This window comes from Streptomyces sp. NBC_01717, assembly GCF_036248255.1.
Lineage (GTDB): Bacteria > Actinomycetota > Actinomycetes > Streptomycetales > Streptomycetaceae > Streptomyces.
The window spans coordinates 4,084,945-4,103,336 of sequence record NZ_CP109178.1; the positions used below are offsets into that span (position 1 = coordinate 4,084,945).

The window sequence follows — 18,392 nt, forward strand, 5'->3', positions numbered from 1 at the left end:
CACCCAGGGAGGGTGCGCAATGAGACTCACGGTGTTCGGCGCGACAGGCGGCATCGGCCAGGAGATCGTCCGCCAGGCCGTGGCAGCGGGCCACGAAGTGACGGCGGTGGTCCGCGATCCGGCGCGGCTGCCGGTTCCGCTCTCCCACGTCACGGTCCACGCCGCGGCGCGGATCGACGATCCGGAGGGGCTGCGCGAGGCGGTCGCCGGGCGGGACGCGGTGCTCTCGGGGCTCGGCTCGCGCGGCCGGAGGGCCGACGGGATCGCCGAACGGCTCACCGGCTCGGTGATCCGGGCGATGGAGGCCGAGGGGACGCGGCGGCTGCTCGTGGTGAGCGCGGCCCCGGTCGCGCCGAAGCCCGCGGACGACCCGCTGCTGGACCGGATGATGCTGAAGGCCATCGGCGCGATCCTCAAGGAGGTCTACGCCGACCTGACGCTGATGGAGGGTGCACTGGCCCGCAGCGCCACGGACTGGACGTCGGTGCGGCCGCCGAAGCTCACCAACGGGCCGCTGACGGGGACGTACCGGACGGTCTACGGCAGCAACCCGCGCAGCGGCAGGTCCATCTCGCGGGCCGACGTGGCACACGCGATGCTGGCGCTGATCGACGATCCGGCGGCGGTCAAGCAGGGTGTGGGCGTGGCGTACTGACGCCACTGCCCCGCACACCCTCCAGCGGCCCTCGAAAGGCCCGGAAGGCGGGGACTCAGAGGCTGACGCCGACCGTCACCGGCTCATTGACGAGCGTGACGCCGAAGACGTCCTGGACCCCTGCCACGACCTCGCGGGCCAGCGCGAGCAGATCCTCGGTGGTCGCCCCGCCGCGGTTGGTGAGGGCGAGCGTGTGTTTGGTGGAGATACGGGCGGGGCCGGTGCCGTACCCCTTGGTGAAGCCGGCCCTGTCGATGAGCCAGGCCGCCGAGGTCTTGGTGTGTCCCCCGTCCGCGGGGAAGGCGGGGGGCGTCACCTCGGGGCCGAGCCGGTCCTTGGCGCGGGCGAGGAACGCCGCGTACTGCGCGACGTCCAGGATCGGGTTGGTGAAGAAGGAGCCCGCAGACCAGGTGTCGTGGTCCTCGGGGTCGAGCACCATGCCCTTGCCGGCCCGGAGCCGCAGCACGGTCTCGCGGGCGGCCGCCGCAGGCACCCGTTCACCCTGCTCGACACCCATGGCGCGGGCCGTTTCGGGGTACTTCAGGGGCGCGGAGAGACCACCCGCGTCTTCCAGCTCGAACCGGACACGCAGCACCACGAAGCGGTCGGGTTCGGCCTTGAAGCGACTGTGCCGGTACGAGAATGCGCACTCGTCATTCGGGATGGTGACCGTTTCGCGGGTGTACCGGTCGTAGGCGACGACCTCCGTGATGGTCGACGCCACCTCCTGGCCGTACGCACCGACGTTCTGGATCGGCGTCGCGCCCGCGGAGCCGGGGATTCCGGCCAGGCATTCGATACCGGCGAGGCCGGCTTCGACGGTCCGGGCCACGGCGTCCGTCCAGACCTCCCCGGCGGCCAGCTCCAGCGCCGTGCCGACCAGCTCGAAACCCTTGGTCGCGATGCGCAGGGCCGTGCCGTCGAAGCCCTTGTCGCCGATGACCAGGTTGCTTCCGCCGCCGATGACGAGGAGCGGCGTACCGCTGTCGTCGGCCTCGCGCACGGCTGCGACCACCTCGGCGTCGGTCGTCGCCGTGAGGAGGCGGGCCGCGGGGCCGCCGAGCCGGAAGGTGGTCAGGGGGGCGAGGGGGGCGTCGTGGAGTTCCTGCACGGGGACAAGAGTACGGTCCGTGGCCCCACCGCTCGGGCGGGGCCACGGACCGCGTACGTAGCGGGGCACGGATCAGGCGGCGACCGGGGCACGGATCAGGCGGCGACCGGGGCCCGCCCATCAGCCGGCTCCGCACCCACCGTCGGGGCCGACTCCGGGTCCGCCCCGGGCGCCGGTGCGGTGCGGCGGCCCGGGATCAGCAGGGCGGCGACCGCGGCGAGCGCCACGACCCCGGCACCGATCCAGACCGCCGGAACGGTCCCGTCCGTGAAGGACTCCGGGGAGCCGTAACCGCCCTGCGCCGAGAAGACCGAGCCGAGCACCGCGACACCGAGGGCGCCACCGACCTCGCGCAGGGAGTTGTTGGCGCCGGAGGCGATGCCCTGCTCGGCGGGGCGGACGCTGGACATCACCAGGCTGGCGGCCGGCGCGAAGTAGAGCGCCATTCCGATGCCGCCGATCATCAGGGCGGGCAGCTGGGTGGCGTACGGGGCGTCGGGAGCGATGATCATGGCGAAGAGGGCCAGTCCGACGGCCTGGAGCGCAAGGCCGGTGACGACGACCGGTCGGCCGCCGAGCCGGTCGGAGAGATGTCCGGCGATCGGGGCGACCAGCATCGGCATGCCCGTCCAGGGCAGCATCCGCAGCCCGGCCTCGCTCGGCGAGTAGCCCAGCACGCCCTGGAAGTACTGGCTGAGCAGGAAGATCGAGCCGAACATCCCGAGGAACATCAGCAGGCCGGCCACGTTGATCCCGAAGAAGCCGCGGTTACGGAAGAGCCGCATGGGCAGCATCGGGTTCTTCGCGTGAAAGCCGTGGTGGATGAATCCGCCGATCAGCGCGGTACCGGCGATCAGCCCGGTGAGGACCGTGGGGCTGGTCCAGCCGTCGGCGTTGGCGCTGACCAGCCCATAGACGATGCCGAAGAGGCCGCCGCTGACCAGGAGGGTGCCGGGAATGTCGAGCCGGGCGTTCGGGGCGTACGACTCCGCCAGACGCAGCCGGGCCAGCGGCAGCAGAACCAGGCCGATCGGCACGTTCAGCCAGAAGATCCACTGCCAGGACAGGTGTTCGGTGAGGCTGCCGCCGATCAGGGGCCCGCTGGCGACGGCCAGTCCGGTGACAGCGCTGAAGATGCCGAGCGCCATGCCGCGGCGGGCGGCGGGCACGGCGGCCGTGAGCAGGGTGAGCGTCAGCGGCATCATGATCGCCGCACCGACCCCCTGGACGGCCCGGAAGGCGATCAGTTCGTTGATCCCGGACGACAGGGCCGCGGCGGCGGAGGCGCCGGTGAAGACGGTGAGCCCGGCGAGGAAGAGTCGTCGCCGGCCGAACCGGTCACCGAGGGCCGCGCCGAACATCAGCAGGACGGCGAAGGTCAGGGTGTACGCGTTCACCGTCCATTCGAGCTCCGCCAGTTCGCCGCCGAGGCTCTCGCGGATGGAGGGCAGGGCGGTGGTGACGACGAGATTGTCGAGCGCCGCCATGAAGCCGGCGACGCTGGTGATGACGAGGGCCCAGACCGCTCCTGAGCGGCCTGCGGTGTGCTGGTCCACTGCTCCCCCTGGGGGTTAGTTATTGATGACTAACTTTGACGGGCAGAAAACCGGGCCGAACCCGGATGGCACTGTTCAGACGGTCGGCCGAGCCGAGGGATAGAAACCGGCCCAGACCCGGTGGTCGGGTGGGAAGCCGAGCGAGGCCAGGGTGTTGATGAGCATGCCGTAAGCGAGGAATGTCGTGGTCTCGCCGACATCGGCGCCGAGCGCGAGGTGGATCTCGTCCCACATCTGCAGCCAGCCGGCCCGCGCCGACTCGCCGAACTCGTGGTCCCCGGCCGCCTCCGCCGCGGCGATCGCCGCGTACATCTGCATCTGCATCTGCAGCTTGTCGGGGTCGTCGACGATGAGGCGCTGATACGCCGCCGCCATCGCCTGGAGCGCCTCCTCGCCCTCCAGGCCGTCGCCGGCCTCGGCGAACACCTTCCGGGTGTCCGCCAGGCAGCGGTCGGAGGCGGCGAGGAACATGGCCTGCTTGCTCGGGAAGAGGCGGAAGAGATACGGCTGCGAGACACCGACCCGCTTGGCGATCACCTCCGTGGAGGTGCCGTTGTACCCGCCGCGGGCGAACTCGGCGATCGCCGCGAGGACGACGCTCTCGCGCCGCTCTTCTGCACTCATCCTGGCCATGCAGCTAAGTTAGTACTCAATCACTAACTTGGTCAAGCGGTATACGTGAGCCCAGGAAGGCCGCACAAGGAGCCGACGCGTAAGGGGCACCCACCATGGGCGGGTGCCCCTTACGCACAGATCGACTCAGCGGCTCAGGCGAGCCGCACAAGGGCGCGGGACATGCCCAGCACCTTCTTGTCCTCACTCATCGCCGTCAGGTCCACCCGCACCTGGTTGTCGTCCAGCAGGGCCGCCACCTTGGCACTGACCTCGACCAGCGCACCCTTGTCGTCGTTCGGCACGACGACCGGCTTGGTGAACCGCACCCCGTACTCCACGACCGCACCCGGGTCCCCGACCCAGTCCGTGACCACCCGGATCGCCTCGGCCATGGTGAACATGCCGTGCGCGATCACATCCGGCAGCCCGACCTCACGCGCGAACTTCTCGTTCCAGTGGATCGGGTTGAAGTCACCGGAGGCACCCGCGTACTGCACCAGCATCGCGCGGGTCACCGGGAACGACTGCGCCGGCAGCTCCGTACCGACCTCGACCGACTCGTACGCAACCTTCGCCGTCATCACGCCTCCTCGGCGGCGCGCGCCACCAGCTTCGTCCACGCGGTCACGACATGCTCGCCGGCCTCGTCGTGGACCTCGCCACGGATGTCGAGGATGTCGTTGCCCGCCAGGGACTTGATGCCCTCGATCGTCGAGGTGACCGTCAGCCGGTCCCCCGCCCGCACCGGACGCACATACGTGAACTTCTGGTCACCGTGCACGACACGGCTGTAGTCCAGGCCCAGCTGCGGGTCCTGCACCACCTGCCCCGCAGCCTTGAAAGTGATCGAGAAGACAAAGGTGGGCGGCGCGATCACATCGGAATACCCGAGCGCGCGAGCAGCCGCAGGATCCACATACGCCGGATTGGAGTCGCCCACCGCCTCGGCGAACTCACGGATCTTCTCCCGGCCGACCTCGTACGGCGCGGTGGGCGGATAGGTCCGCCCCACGAAGGACTGGTCGAGCGCCATGGGCTCGCTACCTCCTGATGGAAAGACGAATGGGCCGAAGAGCAGCCCTGCACAGAACAGCCCTGTACAACGACACGAGGCCGCCCCCAGTGGGGACGGCCTCGTGTACGAGCCTGATTTAGCGGGTTTCGCGGTGCGCAGTGTGCGAGTTGCAGCGCGGGCAGTGCTTCTTCATCTCAAGACGGTCCGGGTTGTTACGCCGGTTCTTCTTGGTGATGTAGTTCCGCTCCTTGCACTCCACGCAGGCCAGCGTGATCTTCGGGCGGACGTCGGTGGCAGCCACGTGAGTGCTCCTTGGACGGACGGATGGACGGATGAACGCAAAAAAGAGTAGCCGATCGAAGGACCGACCCCACAATCGGCTACCGTAAGTAGCGGTGACCGGACTTGAACCGGTGACACAGCGATTATGAGCCGCTTGCTCTACCGACTGAGCTACACCGCTTTGATGCCGGGTCCCCCCGCCGTGAGGCGGGGTTCCCCGATCACCAGAGCCCCAATACGGAATCGAACCGTAGACCTTCTCCTTACCATGGAGACGCTCTACCGACTGAGCTATTGGGGCGAGCGATGAAGACATTACACGGTCCTTCGCCGATCGCCCAAATCCGTTTCGGAGCCTCCCACCGAGACGTAGATCGCCACCGCCCCGATCCCTTTGATCGGCCACTCGCTCCCAGCCGGTCGAAGACCGGACCGGCCACCTGATCAGCGACTTGATCCACCCCCGGCCACCCCCGGTCCGGCCACCGCACCGACCGTCCCGGCCCCCCACACCCGCCCCGTACGCCGCATCAGGCCACACCGGTACGACTATTTCGCCCCTGCTCGAACCGGGACGAACACGCCCCTAGGCTCGACTCACTCTGCGTGATCTTGCAACCCATTCAGGAGCACGATGCCCGACAGCCAGCCGCGGCAGCCGGACGACCCCGCCGCCGACTCCACCGAAGCCACCCCGCTGGTGCTGTGCGGCGCCCGTCTCACCGACGGCCGCATCGTGGACGTAAGGCTCGGCGGCGGCCGCATCGAAGCTGTCGGCACCACAGGCAGCCTGACCCCACCCGGCGCCCGCGTGGACCTCCGCGGCTACCTGCTGCTTCCCGCCCCCGCCGAACCCCACGCCCACAGCGACACCGCCCTCACCGCCGACAGCGCGGGCCCCCACAGCCCGGGACCCGCCTCGCACCACCCCGAGGACATCCAGCGCCGCGCCACCGAAGCCGCCCTACTGCAACTCGGCCACGGCGCCACCGCGCTGCGCTCACACGTACGGATCGGCGACGCAACCGGCCTCGCCCCGCTCGAAGCGATACTGCAGGCGCGCCACTCACTGCGCGGACTCACCGACCTCATCCCGGTCGCCGTACCCCGCCTTCTCACCGGAACCGCGGGCGCCGACAGCCTCGCGATGCTCCGGGACGCGGTGAAGATGGGCGCCGGCGTCGTCGGCGGTTGCCCCGACCTCGACCCCGACCCCGCCGGATACGTCGAAGCCGTCCTGGACATCGCCGCCGAGCACGGCTGCCCGGTCGACCTGCATACGGACGGTGACGATCCCGCCCGCCTCACCCGCCTCGCCGCCATGGCAGCCGGACTGATGCCCGGAGTCTCGATCGGCCCGTGCGCCGGCCTCTCCCACCTCCCCCCGCAGACGACGATCCGCGCCGCCGATCAGCTCGCCGCCGCCGGAGTGACCGTCATCTGCCTCCCCCAGGGCGGCTGCTGCGGGGCGGAACGCCGAGGCACGGCACCGGTACGGCTCCTGCGCGCGGCCGGGGTACACGTAGCGGCCGGCAGCGGCGCGCTGCGCGACGTCGCCAATCCGGTCGGCCGAGGCGACCCGCTGGAGGCCGCCTACCTGCTCGCCTCACAGAGCGGACTACGGGCCGAGGATGCGTACGACGCGGTGTCCACCGCCGCCAGAAAGGCCATGGGATTGCCCGAAGTCCGCGTCGAAGCGGGCTTCCCCGCCGAACTCCTCGCCGTACGCGGCGAACAACTCCCGGGCGTGCTCTCCCTCGCGTACAGCCGGATCGTCGTCCATCGCGGACGAGTAGTGGCACGCACGAGCGCGGTACGCGAGTACTGCGACTCGGAGACCGTCGTGGCCCTCGACCTGCCACGCCAGGGACGACCGGATTCCGGTCCGGGCGGCGGGCCTTGAGCGAGGCGGCGCGCTGCGGCGTACGGTCGTGACCATGCGCATTGTCATCGCAGGTGGACATGGTCAGATCGCGCTGCGGCTGGAGCGGCTGCTCGCTGCGCGCGGAGATGAAGCGGCAGGCATCATCCGCAATCCGGAACAGAGCGAGGACCTCCGGGCGGCCGGCGCCGAACCGGTCGTCCTGGACCTCGAATCGGCCACCCTGGACCAGACGGCGGAGGTCCTGCGCGGCGCCGACGCAGCGGTCTTCGCAGCCGGCGCGGGCCCCAACAGCGGTACGGAACGCAAGGACACGGTGGACCGCGGCGCGGCAGTGCTCTTCGCGGACGCCGCGGAACGGGCCGGCGTACGGCGCTACATCGTGGTGTCGGCCATGGGTGCCGACCCGGACCACCCGGGCAACGAGGTCTTCGACGCATACCTCAGAGCCAAGGGCGCCGCCGACGCGTACGTACGTTCCAGGACGGCACTCGACTGGACGATCCTGCGCCCCGGAATGCTGACGAACGACGCAGGCACCGGCCAGGTCCAGCTGTCCGTCTCGACGGGACGCGCACCGGTGCCGCGCGACGACGTGGCGGCGGCGCTGCTGGAACTGCTGGACACCCCGGCGACGGCAGGCCTGACGCTGGAACTGATCTCGGGGAGCGTGCCGGTGACGGTGGCGGTGAAGGACGTCGCAGGGAACTGAGCGGCCGGCTGCGCGGCTCCGGGTTCCCGGAACCCGTTCGACGGTGATCACACGCGATCGCCGTCGGACGCCCTCCCTGTGCCCCTCGCCAACTCCTGGTCACGCGGGCTCTCTTGGTCCGGACGAGTGACCGTCTCCACGCACGTCGAACGAGCTGGACGAGGCTTCGCATCCGGAGGACTCGATTCGGCGTCGCCGAGGAAGCCCCCTCCCCCGGCTGGTGAGTGCGTGTATCGCTTGGGCAGTGCTGTTCCTGCCGACCAGGCCAACGGCACCCCGAGCCGTGTGGCTTTCGCACGGTCCCTTGCGGTCGATCCCGTACCCGGCGTCGGTCGAGCCTCGGCGGCAGCGTTTCAGCCGTCCTGGCCGTCCCTCCCCCTCCGGCCGTTATGACCGTGCCTACCGTTAAGGCCGTCTTCCCCGTATCGCCCGGACTTGCCGTCCCTGCCTGGCGGGCCGGAGGGGCCGCGCGGACCGGGGGGTCCGGACGGACCGGAGGCACTGGGCTCGACGAGGTGCGCCTGGAGGTCGATGTGCTGCGTCTGCAGATCGTCGAGCTGCATCTGATGGGCGACGAGTGCGGCCGACTGCGCGACGAGCACGGAGATCAGCACGGCGCCGAGCACAAGGGGGCGCCACGACCTATGTGGCGTTTCGTTTACGCTGTTCACATCATCCCTCACAGTGCGTGACGGCGAAAAGTGTAAATGACGAAGATCTGGAGGAGGCGGAGCTCCTCGTCGAGCATCTGCCCCGCGGCGACCTCACAGGCCCCGGGTTCGCCCATCACTGCACGAAGCCGCTGAACACGTCATCGAGGCGAAGCGCGACCTCACGGTTCGCCGGCACAAGACAACGGCCACCCGGGTCGAGCACAGGGCGGCGCCCCGACTTGTGGCCAACCACAGGATCGACTACCTCAAGCACCCAGTGCCGCAGTTCATCGCATGCTGCCGTCCGTGACCGCGAGCGTCCCCGTCCGGTCATGGATGGGTTGAACATCCTCTAGTGCATGACGGAGGAGCTGCCCGGGAGGGCTCTGCCTTCAGCCTCCCCACGGGGACTCCGGGTCTCAGTCGGTGATGGCTCGGCTGCAACGTCTTGGCCGTCCTTCCCGTCCTTACCCGGCGGGCCATCCCGCCCATCCCGCCCATCCCGCCCGTTCTGCCCGTCCTGCCCGTCCTGCCCGTCCTTCCCGTCCTTGCCCGGCGGGCCGGGGGGGCCAGACGGACCAGGGGGGCCGGACGGACCGGAGGTACTGGGCTCGACGAGGTGTCCCTGGAGGTCGATGTGCTGCGTCCGCAGATCGTCGATCTGCTCTTGCTGGGCGACGATCGCAGCCGACTCCACGATGAGCGCGACAATCAGCGCTGCCCCGAGCACAAGGGGGCGCCGCGGTTTACGCAGCATTTCAGTTACCCAGCTCACGTGATGCCTCACTATGCGTGACGGCGAAAGTGTAAGCGACGAGGATCCGGAGGAGGCGGACCTCGTCATCGAGTGTCTGCCTCGCGGCGACCTCGGACGCCCACACGCACCGGTCAAAGCTGGGACAGCGTTGAATCAGGGTGAGACAAGGTGAACGCGGAAGGGGTGCCCCTCACCGAGAGACACCTCTTCCGGCCGGCGCATACGCTGAACTGCTGCGGTGGGTGTGGGATCTGAACGCCCGGTGACTTGCGCCACGACGGTTCGGCGAGCCATGCAGGCCGACACCCGCTTCCAGGGCCGTCACACTCCGCCTGCGGCTCGGGGCCGTAGGCGGTGGTGCATCAGTCCCGCCGCGCACACCACGGCGGGGACTCCGACGGCGGGTACGGTCCACCACGGGATGCCGATCCACACGGCCGGGAGTCCCACCCCGAAGCAGGCGGCGACGCTGGTGATGAGCAGCCGTTTGCCGTACGGATTCCAGGTGAACGGCTCGTAGCCGCGAGGCCTGACAAGGCGAACCGCGCCGAACGCGAACGCCTGAGCCGCGACGAGCGCGGCGAGCACGCCGATGGCAGCGTTCATCTGGAGCTCGTCACGGGGCGCATCGGAGCTGTTCTGCCGGACCCCATCCTTACTGAGCACCACTATGTCGCGGCGCCAGACGGTGGCGGTGACCCGGTCGCCCGGCTCCAGCCGCTCAAGGAGCGGTCCTGGGTCACCGAAGTCCACGACTCCCCGCCAGGCGTCCTCATCCTTGAGGGTCGCCTCGTAGGTGGAAGTCTTCCCGGACTTGACGACCGTCTTCACGACGGTGAAACGCCAGGTGCTCAGGCAGTCACTCCCCACCTGCGCCGTTGCATGAGCGGGACACGGTTCGGCTGCCTGGTAGTCCCGGTAGCGCTCCCTGTCGGAGGGCAGCCACCAGGAGAACACCAAGTAGCAGGCTGCCGCCGGTATCAAAGACAGCAGGATCAGCAGCACGCCCATGAACCGCGCCCGACCCGGCGACCGCCGATCGGTACCGTCCTTGCTCGGCGGTCTGCCCGTGCTGTGAGCCCTCGCCCGCGCTGTTGTCATCGCCTACCCCCTCCGCCCCAGCCTCCATCAGCCAGAGGCAGGAATACACCCAGGTCGCACGGCAGTCTGTGAGAGGGGCCGGCTTCCGTATCCCGGCAAAACCAGTGCGATGGGCAGGGACGCAGAGTGAGGTATATCCCTGATTGCGGGCATCCGGTGGGGATCGGATCGTGCATGCCGCAGGCCTGTCTGACGGAGCTTCAGAGGAACCTGATGGGGACAAGGCAGATCGAGGGGCAGGCGTATCCGGAGATGGCTCTGCACTCGCGAAGGTCGTGCTGACTGCCTCGGCTGACCGCGGCTTCGCGCCCTACCCAGCGGTGCAAAGCTCCATGAGCACCAAGGCGATGTCGTCCGTACGGGGGCCCCAAGAACACCGCGGGGGACCCTCGCCCGTTTCGAGCGCTGGTCGGCCGTTCGGCCAAGGCCGCTCACATATCACTTGGCGACTGACTTGGTTGGCGACGCTTTGCTGACACGCCACCTTCCGCCCACCCCTCGGGTCGGCTGCGTCGAGCGCGCCAGCTCCACACTGTGTGCCCGACGAGAGCGACAGCGGAAATGATTGCAGTAACGCGAATCGTGTTCCAGGTCATGGAGAACGTCATCCCTTGCGAGTCCGCCTCTGTGCTCAAGCGCTGAGTGGCCTCGAAGTAGGCGATCAATGGAACAAGCAGGCGGAACAGAAGGCCACCGACTCCGGGCGTTCGCGCTACGTTCCCCACGAGTCCCACAGGCGCACCGAACACGAGAGCCGCTATTCCCCACACGAGAATTTGCCCCTCGCTGGAGGCGCCAGGTTCCATTCCGGCCGGAACGGGGGCGGCGCGTTCCACTCCGGCCGGAATGGTGAGGTTCATATCCTTAAAAAGGTAGTATGCGACTACGCCGATAGCCAACCCCAAAGGCGGCAGCAACGTTGACTCAATTTTGGATCGGCGGAAATAGCCCACCAAGAATGCATAACAGGCCCACGGCCAACCACTAGAAAAAACAGTACTCACGGCGACGCAAACGGGATCATCCCATTTCCCAGCTACGGGGCCCACTAGGCCAAGTAGCAAACCCGCCCCGAGAGACACAGTGACCGGCACAACGCGAGTGCACAGGAAGCGCATGTTTTCTCTTCCCCGTTCAGTGGGTAAATCAGAGCCGGAGGTGGTGCCACTCCGAGGCTGCGCGGGCAACCGAACGGCCCCCGAGCGGCGCACCAACCTACCGCATCTTCCGAGGAGTTACCGCTTGGTGCGGGGATCAAACGTCTGGACATTTCAGCAGTTCGCGACGCCTGCTTCAGGTTGATTACGGCAATTTGTCGTCAAGGGCTGGCGATCTAGGTGCCCCAGTCACCTGCAGCCTCCAACCGTGGTCGGTGGCTGATACTTAATGCTCGGCTCAGGGCAACGTCGCCCCTAGGCTTTTAGGTTGGTTCCGAAAACCCCGCCGGAGCGGTGAGTCACCTCTTGGACCTCGCCGTATTCCCCTACGGGGTTACGTTTCACTGGCGATGCGAGAGGATTTGTCCGCTGTTCCATCGGAAGAAATTACTCGGAGGGTTGACTGTACTATCGCGAGAGCGAAGGTGCGCGTAAAGGGATTGACTGTTCGTTTTCATGGTATAGTCCTAATGAATTTACAGGACGGCACGAAAAAAGGGGAATGGCGTGAATACCGAGAAGGTTACGGCTCGACGTCTTACGGCCGGAGAGGTTTCGGAATTGGGCCTCCAGGACAACATCTTCGTCTCAGCGGAGATGGATGGCCTTCCTCTCGACTGCTACGCCCCGGCTTTCCTCACGGGGCCGGGTAAGAATTTCGAGGGAGGGTCCTTCACTGCGAGGACGATCTTCGGTGAGGAAATTCATGTTCTCCCGGACAATGTCGAAGAGCGCGGGATCTGGATTGCCGACAAGGCAGGGGAAGAAATCGAGGTTCTCCAGAGTGCCGGCGTCCTCCTGAACCTCGCCCTCTTCGTGCCCGACGGGAAAAAGGAATCCCTGGAGTCGCTCTACTCCGCCGCACGGGACGCGTTCGGCGCGGGGATCGTTCAGCGCTGGAGCGAGGAAACCGTCGCGGTGCCGGACGTCAAGGTCGACCTGTACGAGGAGCCGGCCCGGGGGCGGAAGAACACGAACAGCCAAAACCGCGACCGCCGTGCCCTGGACATCTACCCGACCCGAGTGCGGTTCCTGGAGCCCAGCGATGGCTGGAGGTTCATTGTCGAACCGCACAAGGAGATCGTCGATGACACGCCGACGATCTGACCTGATGGCAGGTTAGCCTCGACCTTTCGCGGGAGCCCGTCAGCTTGCTGACGGGCTCTTCTTCGCTTGTTGGGGCGTACGGGCAGGCCGCTGGCCTGATTGTCGCGTTTGGTGGGCTTCGACGGGGTTGATGTTTCCCGTGGGATCGCAGGTGCCTGCAGCGGGCGGTGGTGATCAGCTGGGTGGCGGCTGAGAAGAGGCCGAGTCGCAGACGGCGGGATTCCCGGAGCCGGGCCGGCCGGCCGGTCGGAGCGAGCATCGGCATCCAGGCCGGCAGGTCGAATGCGAGCTGGACGATCTCCAGCCAGATCTGGTTCTGGGCCGTGCCATGCAGGGGAAGGGGAGGTTGCGTTGGCCGGTGGCGCGCGCATTGCTGATGCGGTCCTCGGCGCAGCGCTGTCGGTGCCGCAGTGCCGGCTGCGCGATCGGGCTGTCCTTGGTGTTGGTGGCGAAGTGGGTGAGCCGCAGGCCGTCGGCGTCGGTGAAGCGCAACTGGGTGCCGAGGTACGGCCGTTCCTCGCGGACGATCAGCCGCATGCCCTTCGGTCGGCCGGTCAGGCAGTCCCCGTGGAGCTTGGCGACCCAGGCGCCGTCGCGGATCTCGCCGCCGGGTTCGATGGGGCATCCAGGCGGAGGGCGGCAGTGCCGGCACCGACCGGTGAATCTCTTCGGTGATGGTCATACCGACCGAGTGGGACGGCCATCGGCCCTGCTTCGCGAGCCATTCGACGCACGCGTGGGCGCCTCCGCCGAACTCCGTGCGGATCAGCGTCTGCCGCGGCACCTTTTCGAGGCCATTGCGCCTCCTCGTCTGCCGCGGGACTCCTGCGTTTGTCGCCGAACCCCTGCGGATACGTCTGCGATCGGTAACAGAGGGATCTTGTACGGGCGTTCGCATGTCTTCATGAGGGCAGGGCATCGGCGGGGACAGCAAAGGGGTGGGTGGACATGGCAAGGCACAAGGGAAGGGGCTGGCACGGCCGGGTTCTCGCGGCGGCGCTCGGGGTGACAGCGGTGGCCGCTGCCACCTCGGTGTGGACCGCGCAGGCCGACACCGCCGGAGGGCGGCAGCCGCAAGCGCGTGTCTCAGCGCCGGACGCCCGGCCTCAGGACCGGACCGTGACCAAGGTGGCGGCGGACATCGCACACGCCTCGGACCGCGGCGCCCGGGGCGTCAACATCACCATCGACGACGGACCGGACCCGGTCTGGACGCCGCAGGTGCTGCAACTGCTGAAGGACAACGGTGTGAAGGCTACGTTCTGCATGGTGGGCACGCAGGCCCAGGCACACCCGGACCTGGTCAAGGAGGTCGTGGCGGCCGGGCACCGGCTGTGCGACCACGCGGTCTCGCACGACACCGCCATGGACACCAAGTCCGAGGCATACCAGTCGCAGCAGATCCTGGATGCCGAACGCATGATCACCAAGGCGTCGGGAGGCGTCCGGCCACAGTATTACCGGGCCCCGGGCGGTGCTTTCACCCCGTACAGCCGGCAGCTCGCCGCGTCCCGGGGGATGCGACCGTTGGGCTGGAACGTCGACTCCAAAGACTTCGAGCGTCCTGGTGTGGACACCATGGTCGCCACCGTCAAGAGCGAGATCTCCAACGGGCCGACCGTCCTCTTCCACGACGCGGGAGGGGATCGCTCCCAGACCTTGGCCGCTCTGCGCGAGATCCTGCCCTGGCTGAAGCAGCAGGGGTACTCCTTCGGCTTCCCCGTGCGGTGAGTGAGGCTCGCCCGCACTGACATCCAGACCCGGACCCCCGCACCAACAGACAGACATGAACAGCAGAACCCGACCACTGACGAAAGCCCGTCGGCAGCCAACCGCCGCCGGCGCGGCAAGAGGGGCGGTCGGCCCACCGGTTTCGACACGACGATCCATAAGCGCAGGAACGAAGTCGAGCGGACGATCAACGCCCTCAAGAACTCCGGGCCGTGGCCACAAGGTTCGACAAGCGCGCCTACATCTTCCACGGCACCGTCACCGCCGCCTCGATCCGACTCTGGCTCCGCCCATGATCTCCGCTGGATCTAGTCGCCGGTCGTGCCGTCGAGCATCTCGCGCAGGATGTCCAAGTGGCCGTTGTGGCGGGCCGTCTCCTCGGTGAGGTGGAGGAGGATCCAGCGCAGGTCGACGTGGAGGCCGTTGCGGACGGCTCGCTGGGCCTGCTTGTCCAGGCCGTTCCCGGCGACCAGTTCGCGGTAGCGGGCGCTCTGTTCGACGTATTCGTCGAGCAATTGCGTGAGCGGGAAGTCGACGGCGATACGCATCTCGCGGTCGGGGTCCTCCTCGGTCCAGGGGCCCCGGTCTTCCTCGCCGAGGAAGACCACCTGGAACCAGTAGTACTCGACCCAGCGAAGGTGGTTGATCACTCCGCTCATGGTCATCAGCGGTGAGCCGGGCAGGAGCGCCTTGTGAGCGTTCTCCGCGGAGACGCCCTCGCACTTGGTGCGGGCGGTGTCACGTGCGTAGTCGAGAAACGTGGTGAGCTGGGTGCGCTCGTCCCACGCGGGCGGCGTGTCGTCGATTCTTGTCATCGCGCGAAGCGTCCCCGATCACCGCGACCGATGTCGAGGCATTTAACGCCGGGCCCAACCCGCTCCGCGAGCAGGCCGCCCACGACACGGCGAGCGGCCTGCGTCCTTCGTAGCGTTGTGCTGCCTGCCGTCAGCTCTGGCCGGCCGTGCGGCGCCTGCGCGCGATGAACACTGCGCCGGTGCCGACCACCACGACCGCGAGACCGACACCCGCGACGACGGGAGTGCTGCTCGATGCCCCGGTCCTGACCGCGTGGCAACATACGCACTGCCCAGCGGGGCGACCGCGTTCTCACGCATCGGCACCTTGCACGCCGGGGCGCTGCTTCTGGGCGTCGACGACGGCCCGCTCCAGCACGGCGGTGCGTTCGAGGACCGTGCCAGGCTTGATGTCGTTGGCCTGCTTGACCTGGACGCCGCGGCTGCCGAGATAGGCGTACGTCTTGGGGTCGAAGATCCACTCGGTGCGACCGCCGCTCTGCTGGTCGACGTGGGCCAGGGCGATGCCCTCGCGTCCCGCGGCGTCCTTGGCATGGTCCAACACCACAACCCCGGGGATCTTGGCCGCGGCCCGGTACAGCGCCGCGTTCAGCTTGGCCGGTGCGAGCTGCTCCTTGAGCAGGTCGCCGACAGTGGTGAATGCCTCCTGGTCCGGGGAGTTCCCCTGGCCCTTGGTCTCCTTGTAGATCTTCTTCAGCAGGGCGTCCGGGTCGGTGGGCAGCGTCTTGAGGTAGTCGTAGGAGGGGCCGTTCAAGCTGTTCTCGACGGCGCTGTCGAGGGTGATGCCGCCCTTGGGCCGGTAGCCGGGCTCGTCCAGCCAGCCCTGCTTGCCGTCGGGGGAGTTCCATGCTTCACGGATATGCAGGGGCTGGACCCAGGTCTTGGACTTGTCTGTGTCGGTGTGCGAGACGGTGAGGTAGGAGACCTTGCTCTTGATGTAGATGTACTGGCCCGGGCCGGGTTCGGGCGTCTTGCCGGCCGAGGCGGCGGCGGCGATGTGCTCGACGGTGGAGGCGAGCTGGGCGGCGCTGCCGGTCTCGATGCGGACGACTGGCGCTTCGACGGGGAGCGGGGTGGCTGCGGTCGCGCCGCTGCCCCCGGAATTGGTCAGCGCGGTGAAGGCGAATGCGCCGGCCAGGGCGGCGGCGGTGACCGGGACACCGATCAGCAGGGAACGGCGTGCCACGCGGCGGGACGGCGCAGGGGCGGGTGCAGTGGGCTGGATCTCGCCCATCAGGTGCTCCTCGAGAAGCAGGTGACGGTCGAGCGACAGGTGCGGGTCTCCCGGCGCCGGCAGCAACCGGGCCAGTTCCGCGTGGTCCAGCGACTCCTCACGCCGAGACTTCTTGCGGATCATCCGGACCTCTCCTCGTACGACTCGTGTGACCGGGCCGCAGAAGTGCGGCCGCCCTGTACTTGTCCGTTGCGCGGTAGCGGTTCCGTGCGTTTCCTCAGTTCTTCGTCGGCCAGCTTGCTCAGCCGTTTGCGGGCGCGGGACAGGCGGGAGCGCACGGTGCCGACCGGGACGCCGAGCACGGCCGCCGTCTCCGCGTAGCTGAGCCCGGACCACACACAAAGTGTGAAGACCTCGTGCTCGCTCCGGCTCAGCTTCTTCAGCACCCGCTGGGCGGCGGCCAGTTGGTCGGCATCGGTTATGCGGCCGACGAGTTCGTCGGCGAAGTCCGGGACCGCTTCCTTGGCCGGCAGGCGCTCCAGGGCCCGCCGGTGGCGGCGCGCAGCGCGGGTGGTGTTGCGCAGTACGTTCACGGCGATGCCCATCAACCAGGGGCGCGGACTGTCGCCCTCGTCCCGCAGCTTGACGCGCAGCCGCCACGCCTCCAAGAAGGTCAGCGAGACGATGTCCTCGGCGACGGTCCAGTCCCCGGTCACACGCACCGCGTGCCGGTGGACCAGTCGGGCGTGGTCACGGAAGAGCTCGCGGAACGCCTCGGGGTCGCCTGCCCGTATCCGGGTGTGCAATGAGTAGTCCACGTCCAGCATTGTCCACGCGGCAGGGCAGGTTCCCGTGGCGTGCGTCACACGGTCAGGAGACATGGGGTGTCAGTGGGAGCCAACCAACGGCCAGTAGGTGCGAGCTGGCGGCGAGCAACTCCGGGTACGGCTCTGCCATCCGCGCTGCCGCCATGGCAGAGGCGATCAGGTCATCCGTGGGCCCGTCACCCGGCTGTTGCTCGGCTGCCTTCACAAGAGACCACGCGGGCCCCTCGATACCGAAAACCTGCACGTCCGTCAGACCGGAGGCGGCCAGCTCAGCCACAAGCTCTTCGGCGCGGTGGAAGTAGGACAGGGCGAACCCTCGTGCACCGTCGTAGACAGCCGTCTCAAAGATCTTGGAGACGGAGTCATGAATCCGCTCGGCATGAAGGTGGGCGTACGTGACGTGCTCAAAGAGTGACGCGTAACGGTTGATTGCAGCCGCAGCGACCAGCCCGTCCGGCTTCACCACGCGGTGGGCTTCCGCCAGCGCCCTACGCCGGTCATCGAGGTCGGGAAGGTGGTACAGCGGCCCAAAGAGCTGCACAACGTCGAAACTGTCGTCCGGCTCACGCAGATCGCGGGCGTCCCCCACGATCGCCGAGCACACGGCCGACGCGCTCCAGCGCGCCGACCATCGGATCGATGCGGCACTGCGTGAGTGGAACGAACCGGAGTGAGGGTGCCGCCTGTCCCCCGGGGGACAGGCGGGGGACACGGCCTGATCAGAGGCGGGATACCGGCGGCACGAGGTAAGACAAGCCACCCATTTCGACCCCCTCCCCCAGACGCGTCCGGAGCATGCAGAAACCCCCGCTGATCTGCTGTGTCAGCAGGTCAGCGGGGGTTTCCCGTTCTGTGGCGGCGCCAGGGTTCGAACCTGGGTAGGCTGAGCCGGCAGATTTACAGTCCGCGCCCAGCGTGCCCGCGGACCAGGCACTTCCTCAGTCGCCGGTTGTGGCGCCCCATACCGACCCCCCGGTTCGATCAGTCTGCCCTGACATCCGGTCGGCACGTGCTCGATTCCAGGTAGGCCCGGACCACTCGGGGAGCCCACTGGCGGAGGGCGGCATAGTATGGCAAACCTGGGCGAAAGGGCTACTGTCATGCCCCGGGCGATCTGGCGCGACGCCATCAGCTTCGGCCTGGTCACCCTCCCCGTTCCAGGTCGTCGCAGCTGCCGAATCCCGCGACATCACCCTGCACCGCATCCACGAGAAGGACCGGGCTGGACGAGGACAGGAAGAC

17 protein-coding genes, 2 tRNA genes and 4 pseudogenes are annotated in these 18,392 nt (G+C 68.1%); 7 read left to right on the top strand and 16 right to left on the bottom strand.

The window, feature by feature from the left end; all coding sequences use genetic code 11:
- The first annotated feature begins 19 nt into the window (after positions 1–19).
- On the top strand, positions 20–655 hold the full coding sequence (locus tag OHB49_RS18385) for an NAD(P)-dependent oxidoreductase (RefSeq protein ID WP_329161537.1): 636 nt from the start codon (positions 20–22) through the stop codon (positions 653–655).
- Positions 656–710: 55 nt separating this feature from the next.
- Here OHB49_RS18385 and OHB49_RS18390 read toward each other — a convergent pair whose 3' ends face one another.
- The 8 genes from OHB49_RS18390 to OHB49_RS18425 all read right to left on the bottom strand — a co-directional run bounded on the left by OHB49_RS18390 (position 711) and on the right by OHB49_RS18425 (position 5,535).
- The gene (locus OHB49_RS18390; RefSeq protein ID WP_329161538.1) at positions 711–1,766 is read right to left on the bottom strand and encodes a UDP-N-acetylmuramate dehydrogenase; all 1,056 of its coding nucleotides are present in this window, start codon (positions 1,764–1,766) and stop codon (positions 711–713) included.
- 95 nt (positions 1,767–1,861) lie between these two features.
- Positions 1,862–3,322 carry an MFS transporter gene (locus OHB49_RS18395; RefSeq protein WP_329161539.1) on the bottom strand — a complete coding sequence of 487 codons (1,461 nt, stop codon included), beginning with the start codon at positions 3,320–3,322 and terminating at the stop codon, positions 1,862–1,864.
- 75 nt (positions 3,323–3,397) lie between these two features.
- Complete coding sequence (locus OHB49_RS18400; protein ID WP_329166533.1) at positions 3,398–3,946, bottom strand: TetR/AcrR family transcriptional regulator; 549 nt, start codon at positions 3,944–3,946, stop codon at positions 3,398–3,400.
- 143 nt (positions 3,947–4,089) lie between these two features.
- Positions 4,090–4,518, bottom strand: coding sequence for a MaoC family dehydratase (locus OHB49_RS18405; protein ID WP_030977904.1), 429 nt, complete (start codon positions 4,516–4,518; stop codon positions 4,090–4,092).
- A complete protein-coding gene (locus OHB49_RS18410) occupies positions 4,518–4,970 on the bottom strand; it encodes a MaoC family dehydratase N-terminal domain-containing protein (protein ID WP_326744914.1) in 453 nt (150 codons plus the stop codon). Before OHB49_RS18410 ends, OHB49_RS18405 begins: the two co-directional genes overlap by 1 nt.
- Positions 4,971–5,088: 118 nt before the next feature.
- Complete coding sequence (rpmG, locus tag OHB49_RS18415) at positions 5,089–5,253, bottom strand: 50S ribosomal protein L33 (protein ID WP_003956487.1); 165 nt, start codon at positions 5,251–5,253, stop codon at positions 5,089–5,091.
- Between the two features lie 89 nt (positions 5,254–5,342).
- A tRNA-Met gene (locus OHB49_RS18420) sits at positions 5,343–5,415 on the bottom strand.
- Between the two features lie 47 nt (positions 5,416–5,462).
- Positions 5,463–5,535, bottom strand: a tRNA-Thr gene (locus tag OHB49_RS18425).
- A 333-nt stretch (positions 5,536–5,868) separates the two neighbouring features.
- Between OHB49_RS18425 and OHB49_RS18430 the strand changes: the two genes are divergently transcribed.
- Together OHB49_RS18430 and OHB49_RS18435 are read left to right on the top strand one after the other, a co-directional pair.
- Positions 5,869–7,137, top strand: coding sequence for an amidohydrolase family protein (locus OHB49_RS18430; protein ID WP_329161543.1), 1,269 nt, complete (start codon positions 5,869–5,871; stop codon positions 7,135–7,137).
- 34 nt (positions 7,138–7,171) lie between these two features.
- Complete coding sequence (locus tag OHB49_RS18435; protein WP_329161545.1) at positions 7,172–7,828, top strand: SDR family oxidoreductase; 657 nt, start codon at positions 7,172–7,174, stop codon at positions 7,826–7,828.
- A 353-nt stretch (positions 7,829–8,181) separates the two neighbouring features.
- Here the strand turns inward: OHB49_RS18435 and OHB49_RS18440 are convergent, their stop codons facing one another.
- On the bottom strand, positions 8,182–8,442 hold the full coding sequence (locus OHB49_RS18440; RefSeq protein WP_234433007.1) for a hypothetical protein: 261 nt from the start codon (positions 8,440–8,442) through the stop codon (positions 8,182–8,184).
- A 658-nt stretch (positions 8,443–9,100) separates the two neighbouring features.
- Here OHB49_RS18440 and OHB49_RS18445 point away from each other — a divergent pair.
- Positions 9,101–9,277 (top strand): hypothetical protein, encoded by a 177-nt coding sequence (locus OHB49_RS18445; protein WP_329161547.1) that lies wholly within the window; start codon positions 9,101–9,103, stop codon positions 9,275–9,277.
- Positions 9,278–9,559: 282 nt separating this feature from the next.
- On the opposite strand, the gene OHB49_RS18450 is transcribed toward OHB49_RS18445, so the two are convergent.
- Complete coding sequence (locus OHB49_RS18450) at positions 9,560–10,249, bottom strand: hypothetical protein (protein WP_329161548.1); 690 nt, start codon at positions 10,247–10,249, stop codon at positions 9,560–9,562.
- 1,754 nt (positions 10,250–12,003) lie between these two features.
- Here OHB49_RS18450 and OHB49_RS18455 point away from each other — a divergent pair.
- Positions 12,004–12,603, top strand: coding sequence for a hypothetical protein (locus tag OHB49_RS18455; RefSeq protein WP_030977896.1), 600 nt, complete (start codon positions 12,004–12,006; stop codon positions 12,601–12,603).
- A 124-nt stretch (positions 12,604–12,727) separates the two neighbouring features.
- On the opposite strand, the pseudogene OHB49_RS18460 reads toward OHB49_RS18455, so the two are convergent.
- Positions 12,728–13,381: pseudogene (locus tag OHB49_RS18460) on the bottom strand (transposase); the annotation flags it as partial.
- Positions 13,382–13,551: 170 nt separating this feature from the next.
- Between OHB49_RS18460 and OHB49_RS18465 the strand changes: the two are divergent.
- Entirely contained in the window at positions 13,552–14,334 is a 783-nt protein-coding gene (locus OHB49_RS18465; RefSeq protein ID WP_329161551.1) for a polysaccharide deacetylase family protein, read from the top strand.
- A 6-nt stretch (positions 14,335–14,340) separates the two neighbouring features.
- Positions 14,341–14,630: pseudogene (locus tag OHB49_RS18470) on the top strand (hypothetical protein); the annotation flags it as partial.
- A 12-nt stretch (positions 14,631–14,642) separates the two neighbouring features.
- Here the strand turns inward: OHB49_RS18470 and OHB49_RS18475 are convergent.
- The 5 genes and pseudogenes from OHB49_RS18475 to OHB49_RS18495 all read right to left on the bottom strand — a co-directional run.
- Positions 14,643–15,149, bottom strand: a complete 507-nt coding sequence (locus tag OHB49_RS18475) for a DinB family protein (RefSeq protein ID WP_030977892.1) — start codon at positions 15,147–15,149, stop codon at positions 14,643–14,645.
- A gap of 130 nt (positions 15,150–15,279) precedes the next feature.
- Positions 15,280–15,381 (bottom strand): annotated as a pseudogene (locus OHB49_RS18480) (LAETG motif-containing sortase-dependent surface protein); the annotation flags it as partial.
- A 60-nt stretch (positions 15,382–15,441) separates the two neighbouring features.
- Positions 15,442–16,506 carry a CU044_5270 family protein gene (locus OHB49_RS18485; protein WP_329161553.1) on the bottom strand — a complete coding sequence of 355 codons (1,065 nt, stop codon included), beginning with the start codon at positions 16,504–16,506 and terminating at the stop codon, positions 15,442–15,444.
- Complete coding sequence (locus OHB49_RS18490) at positions 16,503–17,150, bottom strand: RNA polymerase sigma factor (RefSeq protein ID WP_329166535.1); 648 nt, start codon at positions 17,148–17,150, stop codon at positions 16,503–16,505. Before OHB49_RS18490 ends, OHB49_RS18485 begins: the two co-directional genes overlap by 4 nt.
- A 43-nt stretch (positions 17,151–17,193) precedes the next feature.
- A pseudogene (locus tag OHB49_RS18495) lies at positions 17,194–17,766 on the bottom strand (class I SAM-dependent methyltransferase); the annotation flags it as partial.
- Positions 17,767–18,392: the final 626 nt, after the last annotated feature.

Excerpts from the sequence above, each read along its gene's own strand:
- OHB49_RS18385 (WP_329161537.1), top strand. The coding sequence starts at position 20 with ATGAGACTCACGGTGTTCGGCGCGACAGGCGGCATCGGCCAGGAGATC.
- OHB49_RS18400 (WP_329166533.1), bottom strand. The coding sequence starts at position 3,946 with ATGAGTGCAGAAGAGCGGCGCGAGAGCGTCGTCCTCGCGGCGATCGCC.
- OHB49_RS18405 (WP_030977904.1), bottom strand. The coding sequence starts at position 4,518 with ATGACGGCGAAGGTTGCGTACGAGTCGGTCGAGGTCGGTACGGAGCTG.
- OHB49_RS18410 (WP_326744914.1), bottom strand. The coding sequence starts at position 4,970 with ATGGCGCTCGACCAGTCCTTCGTGGGGCGGACCTATCCGCCCACCGCG.
- OHB49_RS18430 (WP_329161543.1), top strand. The coding sequence starts at position 5,869 with ATGCCCGACAGCCAGCCGCGGCAGCCGGACGACCCCGCCGCCGACTCC.
- OHB49_RS18435 (WP_329161545.1), top strand. The coding sequence starts at position 7,172 with ATGCGCATTGTCATCGCAGGTGGACATGGTCAGATCGCGCTGCGGCTG.
- OHB49_RS18450 (WP_329161548.1), bottom strand. The coding sequence starts at position 10,249 with ATGGGCGTGCTGCTGATCCTGCTGTCTTTGATACCGGCGGCAGCCTGC.
- OHB49_RS18465 (WP_329161551.1), top strand. The coding sequence starts at position 13,552 with ATGGCAAGGCACAAGGGAAGGGGCTGGCACGGCCGGGTTCTCGCGGCG.
- OHB49_RS18475 (WP_030977892.1), bottom strand. The coding sequence starts at position 15,149 with ATGACAAGAATCGACGACACGCCGCCCGCGTGGGACGAGCGCACCCAG.
- OHB49_RS18485 (WP_329161553.1), bottom strand. The coding sequence starts at position 16,506 with ATGATCCGCAAGAAGTCTCGGCGTGAGGAGTCGCTGGACCACGCGGAA.
- OHB49_RS18490 (WP_329166535.1), bottom strand. The coding sequence starts at position 17,150 with ATGCTGGACGTGGACTACTCATTGCACACCCGGATACGGGCAGGCGAC.